The sequence below is a fragment of the Wolbachia endosymbiont (group B) of Xanthorhoe designata genome, from assembly GCF_964028585.1.
GTDB lineage: Bacteria > Pseudomonadota > Alphaproteobacteria > Rickettsiales > Anaplasmataceae > Wolbachia.
Genome location: NZ_OZ034794.1, coordinates 1,248,845 through 1,263,005, shown reverse-complemented (window position 1 = coordinate 1,263,005; position 14,161 = coordinate 1,248,845). Strand labels below are relative to the sequence as shown.

The 14,161-nt window shown below is 32.9% G+C and carries 16 protein-coding genes; 5 read left to right on the top strand and 11 right to left on the bottom strand.

What is annotated here, in order from left to right; all coding sequences use genetic code 11:
* Window positions 1-22: 22 nt before the first annotated feature.
* Together ABWU64_RS06270 and ABWU64_RS06265 are read right to left on the bottom strand one after the other, a co-directional pair.
* Window positions 23-778 carry an alpha/beta hydrolase gene (locus ABWU64_RS06270; RefSeq protein WP_015588236.1) on the bottom strand — a complete coding sequence of 252 codons (756 nt, stop codon included), beginning with the start codon at window positions 776-778 and terminating at the stop codon, window positions 23-25.
* A 1-nt stretch (window position 779) separates the two neighbouring features.
* The gene (locus ABWU64_RS06265) at window positions 780-1,304 is read right to left on the bottom strand and encodes a c-type cytochrome (RefSeq protein ID WP_015588235.1); all 525 of its coding nucleotides are present in this window, start codon (window positions 1,302-1,304) and stop codon (window positions 780-782) included.
* A gap of 292 nt (window positions 1,305-1,596) precedes the next feature.
* On the opposite strand from ABWU64_RS06265, the gene ruvA reads away from it, so the two are divergent.
* From ruvA to ABWU64_RS06250, 3 genes are all read left to right on the top strand, one after another.
* The gene (gene ruvA / locus ABWU64_RS06260; RefSeq protein WP_015588234.1) at window positions 1,597-2,169 is read left to right on the top strand and encodes a Holliday junction branch migration protein RuvA; all 573 of its coding nucleotides are present in this window, start codon (window positions 1,597-1,599) and stop codon (window positions 2,167-2,169) included.
* Entirely contained in the window at window positions 2,166-3,155 is a 990-nt protein-coding gene (gene ruvB / locus ABWU64_RS06255; protein WP_353279540.1) for a Holliday junction branch migration DNA helicase RuvB, read from the top strand. Before ruvA ends, ruvB begins: the two co-directional genes overlap by 4 nt.
* 268 nt (window positions 3,156-3,423) lie before the next feature.
* A complete protein-coding gene (locus tag ABWU64_RS06250) occupies window positions 3,424-4,644 on the top strand; it encodes a hypothetical protein (RefSeq protein ID WP_353279539.1) in 1,221 nt (406 codons plus the stop codon).
* Between the two features lie 318 nt (window positions 4,645-4,962).
* Here the strand turns inward: ABWU64_RS06250 and ABWU64_RS06475 are convergent, their stop codons facing one another.
* Together ABWU64_RS06475 and ABWU64_RS06240 are read right to left on the bottom strand one after the other, a co-directional pair.
* On the bottom strand, window positions 4,963-5,178 hold the full coding sequence (locus ABWU64_RS06475; RefSeq protein WP_251373714.1) for a hypothetical protein: 216 nt from the start codon (window positions 5,176-5,178) through the stop codon (window positions 4,963-4,965).
* Between the two features lie 22 nt (window positions 5,179-5,200).
* The gene (locus ABWU64_RS06240; protein ID WP_015588231.1) at window positions 5,201-5,494 is read right to left on the bottom strand and encodes a GIY-YIG nuclease family protein; all 294 of its coding nucleotides are present in this window, start codon (window positions 5,492-5,494) and stop codon (window positions 5,201-5,203) included.
* A gap of 384 nt (window positions 5,495-5,878) precedes the next feature.
* Between ABWU64_RS06240 and ABWU64_RS06235 the strand changes: the two genes are divergently transcribed.
* Together ABWU64_RS06235 and ABWU64_RS06230 are read left to right on the top strand one after the other, a co-directional pair.
* The gene (locus ABWU64_RS06235) at window positions 5,879-6,058 is read left to right on the top strand and encodes a hypothetical protein (RefSeq protein ID WP_353279538.1); all 180 of its coding nucleotides are present in this window, start codon (window positions 5,879-5,881) and stop codon (window positions 6,056-6,058) included.
* 26 nt (window positions 6,059-6,084) lie between these two features.
* Window positions 6,085-7,524 (top strand): hypothetical protein, encoded by a 1,440-nt coding sequence (locus ABWU64_RS06230; RefSeq protein ID WP_353279537.1) that lies wholly within the window; start codon window positions 6,085-6,087, stop codon window positions 7,522-7,524.
* A gap of 44 nt (window positions 7,525-7,568) precedes the next feature.
* On the opposite strand, the gene ABWU64_RS06225 is transcribed toward ABWU64_RS06230, so the two are convergent.
* The 7 genes from ABWU64_RS06225 to ABWU64_RS06195 all read right to left on the bottom strand — a co-directional run bounded on the left by ABWU64_RS06225 (window position 7,569) and on the right by ABWU64_RS06195 (window position 14,106).
* Complete coding sequence (locus ABWU64_RS06225; protein ID WP_353279536.1) at window positions 7,569-8,810, bottom strand: citrate synthase; 1,242 nt, start codon at window positions 8,808-8,810, stop codon at window positions 7,569-7,571.
* A gap of 79 nt (window positions 8,811-8,889) precedes the next feature.
* Window positions 8,890-9,159 carry a 30S ribosomal protein S20 gene (rpsT, locus tag ABWU64_RS06220; RefSeq protein ID WP_015588228.1) on the bottom strand — a complete coding sequence of 90 codons (270 nt, stop codon included), beginning with the start codon at window positions 9,157-9,159 and terminating at the stop codon, window positions 8,890-8,892.
* A gap of 43 nt (window positions 9,160-9,202) precedes the next feature.
* The gene (locus ABWU64_RS06215; protein ID WP_341815629.1) at window positions 9,203-9,928 is read right to left on the bottom strand and encodes a lysophospholipid acyltransferase family protein; all 726 of its coding nucleotides are present in this window, start codon (window positions 9,926-9,928) and stop codon (window positions 9,203-9,205) included.
* Window positions 9,929-9,984: 56 nt separating this feature from the next.
* Complete coding sequence (locus ABWU64_RS06210; RefSeq protein ID WP_015588226.1) at window positions 9,985-10,971, bottom strand: site-specific tyrosine recombinase; 987 nt, start codon at window positions 10,969-10,971, stop codon at window positions 9,985-9,987.
* A gap of 371 nt (window positions 10,972-11,342) precedes the next feature.
* Window positions 11,343-11,978, bottom strand: coding sequence for a DnaA ATPase domain-containing protein (locus ABWU64_RS06205; RefSeq protein ID WP_341815631.1), 636 nt, complete (start codon window positions 11,976-11,978; stop codon window positions 11,343-11,345).
* A gap of 113 nt (window positions 11,979-12,091) precedes the next feature.
* The gene (locus ABWU64_RS06200; RefSeq protein WP_353279535.1) at window positions 12,092-13,165 is read right to left on the bottom strand and encodes an AI-2E family transporter; all 1,074 of its coding nucleotides are present in this window, start codon (window positions 13,163-13,165) and stop codon (window positions 12,092-12,094) included.
* A 50-nt stretch (window positions 13,166-13,215) separates the two neighbouring features.
* The gene (locus tag ABWU64_RS06195; RefSeq protein WP_353279534.1) at window positions 13,216-14,106 is read right to left on the bottom strand and encodes an alpha/beta hydrolase; all 891 of its coding nucleotides are present in this window, start codon (window positions 14,104-14,106) and stop codon (window positions 13,216-13,218) included.
* Window positions 14,107-14,161: the final 55 nt, after the last annotated feature.

The window sequence follows — 14,161 nt, the reverse complement described above, 5'->3', positions numbered from 1 at the left end:
TACCTTGCAAATCTGAGCTACTTCAATTATATATTTCTTCTGGTAAAAATTCTCTGATGGTCTTAAATAAAATTTTCAGTGAATAATTATCAGACATATTGTGCTCTGCTGATTTTATTAAGTGTACTTCAACGTCTGTTGATTTGATTTTTTTAGCTAAATTTAATGAAATTTGATAAGGAATATCTCTATCGTTAATGCTGTGCAATAAACGCACAGGACAGTTTATATCTATTGTTTCTTGATTTAAAAGGAGATTCTTTCTGCCATCCTCGATCAAATTTTTAGTTATTTTGTATGCGCAGTGCCCTGAAGTAAAATCTATTACACCTTTAGAACACAGCTCTTCTTTTTGCCTACCCGACAATTGATTAAATATTAAATCTTCAGTGAAGTCAGGAGCGGACGATATACCAATTAGCGCTGCAGTTTTTTCTGGAAATTGAAGGGCAGTGAGCAGCATCAGCCATCCCCCCATACTTGAGCCTATAATTATTTGTTTGCTGCTAGTTAATTCGCTTATCACTTTAGCACAATTTTTTTGCCAATCACTTATTGTATAATCAGCGAAGTCACCGCTTGAATTACCGTGGCCAAAATAATCAAAGAGCACAAGTGCTACATCATTTTCTTGGCAAAATTTGTAAATGGCAGTTGCTTTAGTTCCATCCATATTGGATGCAAAACCACCAAAAAAAACTATGGAAGCTTTATTTCCTTGTAGCTTTCGATATGCTATATGGTCATTGCTTCCATTAAGTAATTTACAATAATTCATACTACTTTGGCAAGGCAACCGGACTATCGCTCATCGAACGCAAATAGCTGACTAGATCTGCAATTTCTTGTGGATTGGAAATGCCTGCAAATGCCATACGTGTACCTTTTATATAGGCTTTTGGATTTTTTAAAAAAGTAAATAATTCTTCATATCCCCATTTTCCACCTTTTTCAAGCAGTGCTTTTGAGTAATTGAATGAACTGTGAAGATGGGCCTTTTTATTTTCAACTACGTTCCACAAGTTTGGTCCTACTTTATTCATTCCACCTTTCTCAAAACTGTGGCAAGCTATACATTTTTTTGCTGCTGACTTCCCCTTTTCAAAGCTAGCATTTTGCATGAGCTCCCCAATATCAAGTGCCACTTGTTCAATCTTTTGCTGAGGTTCATTGCTGGCTGCTACTATTGTTTGGTGTTCAATTTTATAATCCTCTGGGTTATAGAGCATATCAACTACATTACTAACTATCATAATTATTAATCCAGAAAGTAAAATCGATGCTGCAATCTTATTAAGCTCCATAGTTAATTCTTATCAAGTAATGTTACTTAAATTATGCAAATATTTTTGCAAACAGCAAACAATTACCTTTATTTTGCCAAAGATAGAAATTTCTATTACTTAGTTAATAGACCGCAATTCTGCTGCTGAAGTAACTCCGTGGTCCAGTCACATACTGGTCCGGAATAATATATTCAAATAGATTTCCTGCAAACCTGTCTACAATGATTGAAACTGGAATCACTTCTATAATGTTCGTTTGCTTGACCTAAGATTCAGGAGCATTTAAACTGAATTTTATAAAGTACTAAAAATGATAGGAAATCTAAGAGGAATAGTTGATGAGGTGTGTAGCGATCACATAATCCTGAATGTGAATGATGTTGGCTACATAGTATATCTTTCAGCCAAAACTTTAAGTGCTTGTTCGATTGGAAGTAGAGTAAAATTACTTATCGACACTTATGTAAATAGCAGAGAAAACGTTACTCAGCTATATGGCTTTATAAGTAAAGAAGAACAGCAGTGTCTGCGTTTATTAGTTAAAGTGAGCGGTGTCAGCTATAAAACCGCAATGTCAATTTTGAGCAAATTAACTCCAGAGCAACTGTTTTTGGCAATTATAAATGAGGATAAACTAGCACTTAAGGTGAGTGGACTTGGCCTAAAACTCATAAATCGAGTTATTACTGAGCTGAATGGTAAAGTAAGTAAATTAGAGACAAATAACAATCATTTTCACTCAATTAGTGAAGATGCTCTTTCAGCTTTGATCAATCTTGGATATGAAAGAACAAAAGCTTATGATACAATAAAAAAAATAGAAGATGAATCACCAAACTTGGACACTAAAGATATTATTCGTATGGCGCTTAAAACAATATGAAGTCAATATCATGTAGTAAGGAATACTCTGAAGATGTACGTAATTTAAATATCAGGCCTGAGCAACTTGATGATTTTGTCGGGCAAAAAGACTTAATACAAAATTTAAAAGTGTTTATAAATGCTGCACAGACGAGAGCTGAAGCTTTGGATCACGTATTGCTCTGTGGTCCTCCGGGGCTTGGTAAAACAACTTTAGCACAAATTGTCTCTAAGGAGTTAAGGGTTAGCTTTCGTGCAACTTCTGGTCCATTGCTTAGTAAAGCTGGGGACTTAGCTTCAGTGCTCACTACTTTAAATGCAAAAGATGTTCTATTTATCGATGAGATCCATAGATTAAATCGTAGCATTGAGGAAGTTTTGTATACTGCTATGGAAGATTTTTGCCTAGATATACTAGTAGGTGAGGGCCCATCTACCAGAACTTTAAGAATAGATTTACCACCATTTACACTGATTGGGGCAACAACACGGCTTGGACTGCTTTCTGCACCGCTGAGGGATCGTTTTGGTATTCCCCTACATCTTGAGTTTTATTCTTTTGAGGAACTGGTTGATATTATAAAAAGAGGTGCAAGAGTTCTTTGTGCTGAAATCGAAAAGGATGCTGTGCAGGAAATTGCCTGCCGTGCCCGCGGTACTCCAAGAATTGCTTTGAGATTACTCAGAAGAATAAGAGATTTTGTTGAAGTAAAAGATGATAAAAAAATTACCCATGAAATCGCCGGTTCTGCACTGTCAAAATTGGGTATAGATAAAATGGGACTAAATAAATTAGATATGGATTATCTAAGATTTTTGTTTAACACCTCAGGACCTGTTGGAATTGACACCATATCTATTGCACTATCTGAAGATGTTGGCAATATTGAAGAAACAGTAGAACCTTATTTAATCAAGGTCAGTTTCGTAAAGCGCACACCAAGAGGACGTGTTTTAACTGATCAAGCAAAGGAATATCTCAGTATTAATTCAGTGGTATGCTAGTATTATACTATATTTTATCACATTGTATAGTATTACACTAAATATTATAATATTCTCTTATTATATGGTTTGCAGGTGTTTTAGAGGCAAATAAGAAAGTCTTCTGTTATAGTGAATATGTTCTTGAAAAATTACGTAATATATGCTAGGCTATATATAGTATAAATGCAAAGATATTAATAGGTTATTGATATTTTTTAAGATTAATACTTATTAAATACTTCATATTGTAAGATTGAGTTATTGTGTTTTATAGACTTAAGATAAAATGGTAAAAAACTTTCTAAACAATTATAGAAACAGTAATTCAATTAATGGAGAAAAAACAATGGAAAATTTTTTAATCAATAACAACGAAGAGGACGGTAGCTCAATCTTCATTGGTCGAATCAGGGAGCAAGATCTCTCTGCAGAGCAGAAGCTCAATGAATTAAAAGGATTCATGGAGGAGCTTGCTAGGAAAGCTGAGCTCAAGAGAATAGAGCTTGAGCGTCAGGCTGCGAGTTGCATTGATGAAACATTATCTCAAGTAGAGCTACAGATAAAAGATAATGAGGATTACTTTACTGATGATAATCAAGGGGTATTCGCAAATTTCTTTGAATCCCTCTTTAATCTTTTTGAAGTAAATGTAGATCCGAAAGTCTACAAAATGCTCAAGGAGAAGAAAGAGAAAAATCTGCTTCTTTCGATAATTAAGTTTTTGCGTGATAAGCTTAAGGAATTAGTTAAAAAGATCTTCAAAAAAGATTTAGACTTAAGCTGGGATAAAAGGCTAGACAAAGAGATAAAAGAATTGCAGGAGAAATTACTCAGTGGTGGATTATCTCCCGAAGAAGAAATAGCAATACTCGAACGTTTGCAAGCGTTGCAAAATTTAAAATTGAAGCTTCAAACTTTTCTCGTGGGCTCAGTCATTGCAATGTTTGCAGAAATTTTTGCAGTTGATTTAGCGGCAGTAGTAGAGCAAGATGTAACTGAGGAAAAAAGAGACAAAAAAGCAGAAAAAGCAGAATCAAAAGAAGTTCATCAAGAAATAGAAACAAAAGTGAATGAAATCACATCAATTTCCCTATTTAATTTTTCATCTCAAGTTCCAATGCCAATTGTTCTAGACAAGCAAGAACGTGCTATTTTACCAAAGCCTATAGAAAAATTAGTAGACACTCTACCTAAATCTGTTATAAGTCACAAAAATAGTGAAGTACAAAAACTGGAGAAAATGAATAAAGAAAAGAAAGAAGCAAAAGAAGGGAAAACTGAAAAACCAAAATTAGCTGTCTGTCCACCTGCTCCACAGCAAAAGGAACACAGGAGAGTTAAAAGATACAGTAATTTAGGTACGAAGGGTAAAAAGCGATCTCCTGAGTGTAATCGTTCAATGAATAATAAGCAAAAGTCTAATGCTGCTGTGGAATTGCCAGGAGGATTAACTGATGATGTGAGAGTTGAAAACCACGCTTCTTCAGTCAAAGAGAGAGGTGTGTAAAGGTTCTCTCTCTTTTTTTCATTCCAGACTGGTTTTTTATCTGGATTCCAGCATCAAGTGCTGGAATGACACCGTCTTGAATGGAAATCAGTGTGTAATGTACCAAAGGGGTGTCATGTGAGTAGTCCCTTCGGTGTCATGCAGTAGCCCCTTTGATGTCATCCCAGTCTGGGATCCAGAGAACTTAGTTTAAAAGAGTTGTTATTTCAGTCTAGGATCCATTTTCTCTTCTAGATTCCAGCATCAAGTGCTGGAATGACATGGCGGAATGTCATCCAAGTAGCTCCTTCGGTGTCATGCGAGCAAGCTCCTTTGGTGTCATCCCAGTGCTTGACACTGGGATCCAGAAATGTTGGATACATAAGGTAATGCTAAGTTGATGAGATTAGGAAAAGAGTGGATCCCAGTGTCAAGCACTGGGATGACAGAAAAATAGACGCTGGAATGACAAGAAAATAGGCACTGGAATCCAGAAGAAAAACTAGTAATGGCGGCATAACATCTTTCTTGGTCTGTTTCGATTACAATATTCATAAAGTTGTGTACTCAGACACTGTCATCCAGACACAATTTCATCATATAAATCTTTCCATTCTTGATTTGTTTTTTCAATTAAGTTTATTTTCCATTTTCTCTGCCAACTTTTCAGGAGTTTTTCTCTACTAATTGCTAAATTTATGTCTTGAAATTCTTCAAAATAGACTAGTTTACAAACATTGTACTTTGACGTAAAACCAGAGATGGCTTTGCTTTTGTGTTCCCAAATTCGTTTAGTCAAATTTGATGTTATACCTATATATAGGGTTCCATTGCGTTCACTTGCAAGTATATAAATATAATAACCTTTCATATATAATAAATAAATTTACTAGATTCCAGTGTCAAGCACTGGAATGACATTGTCTTGAGTGCATAATGCACCAAAGGTTGTGTACCACAAAGGTGTCACACCAATTTTAAAAGGCTGTCATACAAGTAGCCCCTCCGTTGTTATTCCAATGTAGGTCTCTCTCTTGTCATCCCAGTGCCTATTTTCCTGTCATCCCAGTGCTTGACACTGGGATCCAGAAAGCTTAATTTAAAAAGTTGTTATTCCAGCACTTCTTCTCTTGTCATCCCAGTCTGGAATCCAGGAGTATAAAAATGGTGAATAAAATTTATGTAAAAAAACTGCTTGTGCTGACAATTGATTCTTAATATACTCATTACATAATAATTTAATTTAGAGGTTGATATGCATGGCAATAATGATCCAAATAAAAAAGTACCTGATTCAGGGAGAACAAGGATTTATAAAAAAGATTTAGATCCAAAGAGAATAGATAACTTCAGCGATATGATTAAGCGTGAACAAGAACGAATGAAGCAAAATCAATCCAGTAGTAGTAAAAGTGGTCGGGGTAGCAGTAAATAATTATATTAGTTTAGGGGGGTGGCGTTATGCCTAGTACAAATCAAATAAATCGAGAATTAGTAAAAGCGTTTAATAGTGTTCTTCTTTTTGATGAGACTTTTATTACTAATCTCACTGTAGAAGAAGATCATATTGTTCTCTCATTTGATAAAAATATGAATATTGATCAGTGCAGAGAGTGCTTGATTAATATGAGAGGGAGTATAGTAGAAGAGTTTTGTGGAAGTGAAAGTGCTGCCGATGATCTTTTTTATACAGACTCTTTTCCTTTTAACTTTAATCAAGGAAAATGGACTACAGATAGTAGCAAACATAGGTTTTCAGTGCCAATTGAAAAAGAAGTAGTTCGTAATCTAAAGTATTTGCTAGCTAATTCACTAGTACAGTTTACAACAAATGTTATTATGGAAAGTTACTCTGATCAAGATTATGTGGATGATAATACACGCGAGGTGAGCTTTGACAGAAAATCCTATTTATACTGTATACGCTTTAAGAATAGAGAATTACAAAATTCTCTTGTAAACTCATTTTCATCAAAGGTGAAAAGTTATAAAAATGGTCCTAAAAAAACTAAGGATTTTTTAGAAGAGAAAGGAAGTGATGTGTATATAAAGAAAGGCTTTTTTGATAATCCTCAATTCATTAAAGACGTAGTAATGGATAAGGTATCTCTGACATATCGTAATCTTGAAATGTCAAGGGACGAAAATGAAACTATTGAGATTCTGAAGTTCGCAATGGTTGATTTAATTCGTAAATCACTTCCGCACCTACCAATTGATTCTGTCTGGCATGCTTCCCATAAAGAAAATGGTGAGCTTTCAATTTTGGCTCCTATTGTTGATTGTGGTGATCATGTAAAGTTTTTGAATGAGAAAGAAGTTGATCATATTAATAATAAGGTGTTTGGTGGTACAAAAGTATTTCGTGATGTAAAAAATGATATTGCAGAAAGAGGTCTTCCAACATATGGTGCCGAACAAATATATGCAATAGATTTTGCTAACCCAGACATTGCTTACTGCGTGATGGATAAGATCACAGAGAGCTCTGTAATCAATAAGGATTATAAACTGTCCATTGATCCTGCGCGTGTGCTAGCTATGAAACCACAAACTCTTGCCCCTTCTGAAAAAGTAAGGATAGATGGACCAAGTGCAGATACAAGTGCAGATAGTGGTTTTGGTGGTTCACCTAAGAATTCAGTTATAGGTAAATCACATACTGGAAACTCAAGAAAATTACTTAGGCTCAATTACTATGATGAAGATGCACAAGGAATTAAAGATGATAATTCGGCTAAAGATAGTGGTTTTGGCGCTTCTTCAGCACGATCTTCAGCACGATCTTTTTCTAATCAGCCCGAACCAACACTTGACCAACCGTCTGTATCACAGTCTGGCCAATGTTCTCCAAAAAAGCGTACATCAATTAGTAAAAAATCAATTTGCTCTATTTTATAGCTAAAGAAAATTAGACTATTTGAGGACGAATTGTGAATGAAAGTTTATTTGCCAAGGTATAGCTGCCTTGGCCTACAAATCTTGGTTTCTTCATCGTTTACCATTTCATACCACTGGGCAACCCAACCAGTAGTTCTTGCAAGTGCAAAAATGGGTGTAAACATACTTGAAGGGATACCGATAGCATTCATCATTATACCTGAGTAAAAATCAACATTTGGAGACAACTTACGCGTAATAAAATACTCATCCTTTAAAGCTATTTCTTCAAGTTTTTTTGCAATTTCAAGTAATTCATTGTTTTGCTCTAGTTTGCTTAAAATCTCATGACAAGCATCCTTTAATATAAGCGCGCGCGGATCATAGTTTTTATAAACACGATGTCCAAATCCCATTAGCTTAAATGGATCTTTATCATCTTTAGCTTTCTCAATGAATCTATATACATCTCCACTTTGCTCTATCTCTTTTAGCATATTTATAACTGCCTCATTAGCTCCACCGTGTGCTGGACCCCAAAGTGTAGCAACTCCTGCAGATAGGCTTGCAAATAGATTAGAACCAGCTGACCCTACCAATCTGACAGCTGCTGTAGAAGCATTCTGTTCATGATCAGCATGGAGAGTAAATATTTTATCCAGAGCTTTTACAAAAAGGGTATTATTAACAGCACTGCCAAATACCATATTTAAGAAATTCTCACTATAACTTAATTTATTATTAGCATTTATGAATTTCTGATTGTTGATATGTCTATAAATCATTGCAACAATTGCAGGAACTTTTGCTATTGCAGAAATTCCAAAATCTAAATCTTCACCATTGACATTGTTGCCATGCATTTCATGGTAAGACGCTGACAAATTTGCAAAACATGCAACTAAAATCGACATAGGGTGAGCAGTTTTTGGAAATGCTTTGATTACATTTGTAACTTGCTCTGATACTTTGGATGATTCTTGTATTTTGAGAAGAAATTTTTTGTGTTGCTCTGAACTGGGTAATTCACCATAGAGCAATAAATAAATCACAGCAGTAAAATTATTATTCTCTGCCAAATCAGCTATATTATGTCCCCTATATTTAAGAACTCCTTCATCTCCATCAATGAATGTAATTGTGGAAGGGCATGAAGCTGTAGAAACAAATCCTGGATCGTAAGTGAATAATCCTGTCTTCTTATATAAATCCTTGATATTTAACACGCCAGGACCTATTGTTCCACTTAATACGGGCAGATCAATTTTTGACCCATTACTTAGTTCCAATAATGCTTTTTTATCCATCACTTGAGCTACTTAATTTTATACAGAATATACAAATTGAAGAGTATACATTAATCCGGTTAACCTTACATTAACCATATTATGCTGTCATCAATGCTTTTACTCTTGCATTTAAGCGACTTATTTTACGCGCAGCAGTATTCCTATGAATGACACCTTTATTTACACATTTGTGTAAATTGGATTCAGCATTCCGAAATGCCAAGACAACATTCTCTTTATCACCAGACTTGATTATATCAACTAATCTTCTAATAGCAGTACGAGTTTTGCTTTTTCGCATCTTATTTACTAAAGTACGCTTTGCTATTACCTTCATCATTTTTTTAGCACTCTTATGATTTGCCATATATTAATACCTGTACTTTTCTTTTAATTATAAAGTTTTTTTGTTAATTTGCAATATCAGTTTTTTCTGCAATTAATCTACTACTTCTTTCTTCAATTATTTTTTCTAAACTTTGCAAGAATTCATTTTTGTTTAACCCAGGATATATGGGAGGTAATATTTCTATTACCGCCTTTCCGGGATTCTTTCTCAGAGAAAGTATGCTTTTTGGCCAAAACAAACCAGTGTTTAAAGCAATCGGTAACACAGGAACAGATAATACGCTATATAAAGCAGCAATACCCGATTGATATTTTATATTTTGGTTTATAGTTGTTCTTGTACCTTCAGGAAATATTATTATGCCTCTATTTTCTTTTATACACACTTTTGCTAATTTCATGATATGACGCACAGAACTAATACCATCTGAGCGGTTAATAAAAATCATTTTTAATGCCATGAGATGCAAACCAATGAATGGAATCCATTTCAATTCGCGTTTTAAAATAAAAACTGCTTTTCTAAAGAGTAGTATAAAAATAAATGTTTCAAATGGAGATTGGTGTTTAGATGCAATTATAAAAGGTTGCTTAGGAATGTTTTCCATTCCCCTCACTTCATATTTAATGCCACATAATAAACGCAACATGAATAATACAACTCTCACCGAGCAAACAAGGAAAATGGTTATTACACACTCAGGAAAGCAAATTACAGGGAGAGTAATTAAAGTATAGAATACTTCCCATAATATAAGGAGTAAATTAAACAATAAACTTGCAATCACAAACACACGTAAACTTATTTGAATTTAACTTTACTACAAAACTAAAAGCAATAAGTTTAATTATTGATCATCTGAGTAATAGGATGAGAATCAGCTAATTTGTCCTTTAACTTTTCGTTAGCAATATGAGTATATATTTGTGTTGTAGAAAGATTAGTATGGCCAAGAATTTTTTGTATCAGCACAATATTTGCTCCGCTATTCAGTAGATGGGTAGCAAGAGAATGTCTAATCACATGTGGAGAGATTTTATTTTCATCAATATCGCACTTTCTTGCTAATTCCTTTATTAATTGACCAACTCTTTGCCTTGTAATTGGTTTATTAGGTTTATCACCTGGGAATAGCCAATCAGATTTTTTGTTCTTAGGAAGCAGATTGTCACGAATTGATAAATAATTTTTAAGACTTTGCAATGCTTGTTGATTAAAAAAGATTTGCCTTTCTCTGCCACTTTTTCCCTTTATTATTATGTAGCCTTCCTTACCATTACTGTTTACTAAATGTGATACTTCACATAACTTCATATTGATTAGTTCAGAAACACGCATCCCGGAAGAGTAAAGAATATCTAAAATTGCACATAGCCTTTTACTGCTTATCTCTTTATTCGATCCGCTTGCTGATTTTTTTACTGTTTCCATAAGCAAAAATATTTCTTGAACACTTAAATACTTAGGCAAAGGACGGGAAACTTTTGGATTTCTTAATTCATTATCATTAGCCGGTGCTGGATTAAAATCTATTATTCCATCATTGAATAGGCACTTATAGAAATTTTTGATAGCAGATATTTTTCTTGATATAGAGCTAGTTTTATATTTCTTTTGTGTACGTAAAAAGTTTACATAATCTTTAATATTAGCTTTACTTGCACCAACTAAGGTAGTGCCTCCTTCTAATAAAAATTTTTCAAGTTGGTGTAAATCTGAACGATAACTTTCCAAAGTATTTTGTGTAGAGGATTTTTCGGAAACCAAAGTATCTATGTAATACGTTATGTAAAGATCCTCTTTTTTATTTTGTGGTTGTTTATTTTTCATTATCAGCTCCTATATTTATTTCTTTGACTATAATTTGATTGAAAGTATTTTTTGTGTTTTTTATAAGAAAATATGAGATAAATAAAACATTTATCAATAAAGTAAATACTACAAACCTTTGTTTTAACCTTTTCTTTAAATTTGATCTTATTTTTACCATATTTCAATTATAACATCAAATCTATAAAAAACATCCTGTAAAGTAAGTTTTACTATCATATAAAATATCCCTTAGCTATGTCTGTTTATGCTTATTACATCATAGTATTTATTGTAATTTTAACATAAAGAGATAGTGATTTCAACTTCATTATTGTATGGGTATTAATAAATCTTTAATATATATAACAAATGTCTTGCAGCAGAAGGAATCACTTGGGACTTTTTTTTAATAAAGTGTTAATAAAAGGAATGGTTACATTTGATCCTATGGATTCACTATCTATTTTTTCTATAATTTTATTAATGCTGTGGAAAGAACGTTCTATTCTTGCTAGAATATAATTAATCAATTTTAAATCAATTTTTAACTGTTTATCTGAAAATCGTTTTATTAGCATAATTCTTAATAATTCCTCACTTGCAGGCAAAATTTTTACGCTGGTAGTTGACAATATTCGGGAGCTTAAATCTCTTAGTTTGAAGTTAAGCTTTTTTGGTGAAATTGAAGAAGTGATTAGCAGTCTCTTATCATTTTCTTTCATATAATTATAACAATGTAACAACATTTCCTCATCTTTAATGTTTTGTACATCCTCTAAAATAAACGCATCGCTATACCTAATTTCGCTTGCAAAATTATTCACATTGATAAAAATTGCATTGTTTATTGATTGCCAAATATGAGCAAGGTGAGTTTTTCCAGAGCTGTTAGGTCCAAAAAGAATCAGGCATTTCCAAGATAAATCGTTAACTATTGAGTTATATACGTGCTTATTTTCGTCTAAGGTGATATAGTTTTGCCAGCAATAATCAACTTGATTATTGCTAAATAAATTTAATTGCACGTAAAGCCTCTGACACTTCTACTTTTTGATAATAATTTTTGCATAAGAATTTACTTGCATTTCTCAAATGTATCAGAGATCCTTTTTCTTTTTATCGTGAACTAAAAGGTTCATTAGCCATTTTTATAAAGCTCACTTTCAAAATATTTATTAACTGTATATTCTACTAACACACTGAACATTGCTATTATTGGAATAAAAAATAATATACCTATAAACCCAAAATATGAGGTGCATATGACAACTCCCAAAATAATGATAGTTGGATGTATATGAACTTTTTTTCCTATTAATAAAGGCACTAATATGCTTGAGTCTATTAATTGACCAACGCTAAATAACAGCAAGACAGCAGCACTTTCAAACCATCCACTAAATTGAGTAATGGCGCTCAAAAATCCGATAATAGTGTATAATAATGGCCCTATATAGGGTATAAATGTTAATGTTCCTGATAAAATTCCAATAGCTACAGAATGCTTCAGCCCAATTATGCTAAGGCCCACGGAGTAAAAGATCATCATAACTATACATACGCTTAGCTGTCCCTTTAGGTAATTAGATATAATGAAATCTACTTTGGAAAAATAACCTGCAGCTTTTTCTCTGTAGAGAATGGGAATTAGTTTACTAACCTTTTCTACAATTGAAGGCCAATCACGTAATACATAAAAAAACACCATAAGCGTAATAGCTATTAATGATACCATGTAAATCAAACTAAAGCTTGAACTTAGCACTTGAATTATAAGATTACTGCCCATGCTAAGAGCATTTATAAAATAAGATATATAATCACTGTAATTTTCTACTAGATTTTTAGACAAGTGATCAAATAAACTATCTTCAGTTTTTATATTAAGAAATTCTAGCATAGAAGGAATCACTTTAAGCTTTAATGAAGGTATCTTATTCACTAAGAAATTTAATATTAAAGTAATTTGAAAATATATAATAGGTAAAACAAATGTAATAACTAATATAAAAGCTATCAATAAGGCAAGTGTTATAAAAACTACAGAACATGAACGCGGTATTCTGTATTTTTCAAACTTGGTTACTAGAGGGTTAAACAAATGTGCAACAAAAACGGATATTAGACACGGAACAATCATAGGACGCATCAAAAATAATGCTCCTATTATAAAAAGTAGTACACAACAAATAGTTATATAACGTTTTTGCATATGTCTAACATAGTCGATTTACCAAAAAAATATACAGTTTTTTGTAAATACTATCTATTCATTGTTTTATTAAGTATTAGATCAGCTAAATTTTCATCCAATTCCCAACCAGATAAAACTCCGTTGTGCGGGTCATATTCAAAGCTTTTCAAATTAACGATTTTGGTCAAATTCATATTTAATGATTGATTATCTTCTAGTCCTTTTGCTAATTGTGCAGGATATGGTATTAAGGTGTCTCTTTCATGATTAATGACCACTATTGATATATTATTATTTTGTAGCTTTTGTATATTGCTTACTATATCAAAGTCTAAATTTAGGACCTTAAGCATTTTTTTTAACAAACAAGAGGGTAGTATGCTTAGAGTTTTTGTCTGAGGAATTGGAAAATGCTTTATTGCCTTGTGAAAAGAGCTGAAAGTGCTGGTAAAAATAATACCTCCGAGTTTAATATCTCTGTCTGTAAAATATTTCAGCACTTCTGATGCAATTGCTCCTCCAAAGGAATGGCTGAGAAGTATAATGTTTTCAGGCTTCACACCATTGTCAATTAATTTACTGATTTCTTTTATTGAAGGCTGAGACAAGCTTTGATTCTTATTTATAAACGGAATCATGAGTGGTGGTACAGATAAAAAGATGCAAGTTAAAGCTGCTAAGATGGCTAAACTTGCTGTCCTAGATGTCATTGGATTAGTAAGTAATATTAAAGTTGGTAATAGTATTGATGTTCCTAGAAACAAGAAACTAGCTATTGCGTAAGTTATATAGTTTTGAAATGCAATTGGGTATTTATGTGCATGAGTGTGAAAATTAGACCTATGGAGATATGTAGATCTATCTTGTATATACCTGGACGCATTTTTATAATTATTACCTATTCCATGAAAAAATATAAGATGTATCTCATTTTCTTTATTATACTTAGCAACGTGCATTATTTCCCTCTAACATATATTACACCTAGTAAAAGAATATTCCTTTTTGAGAATT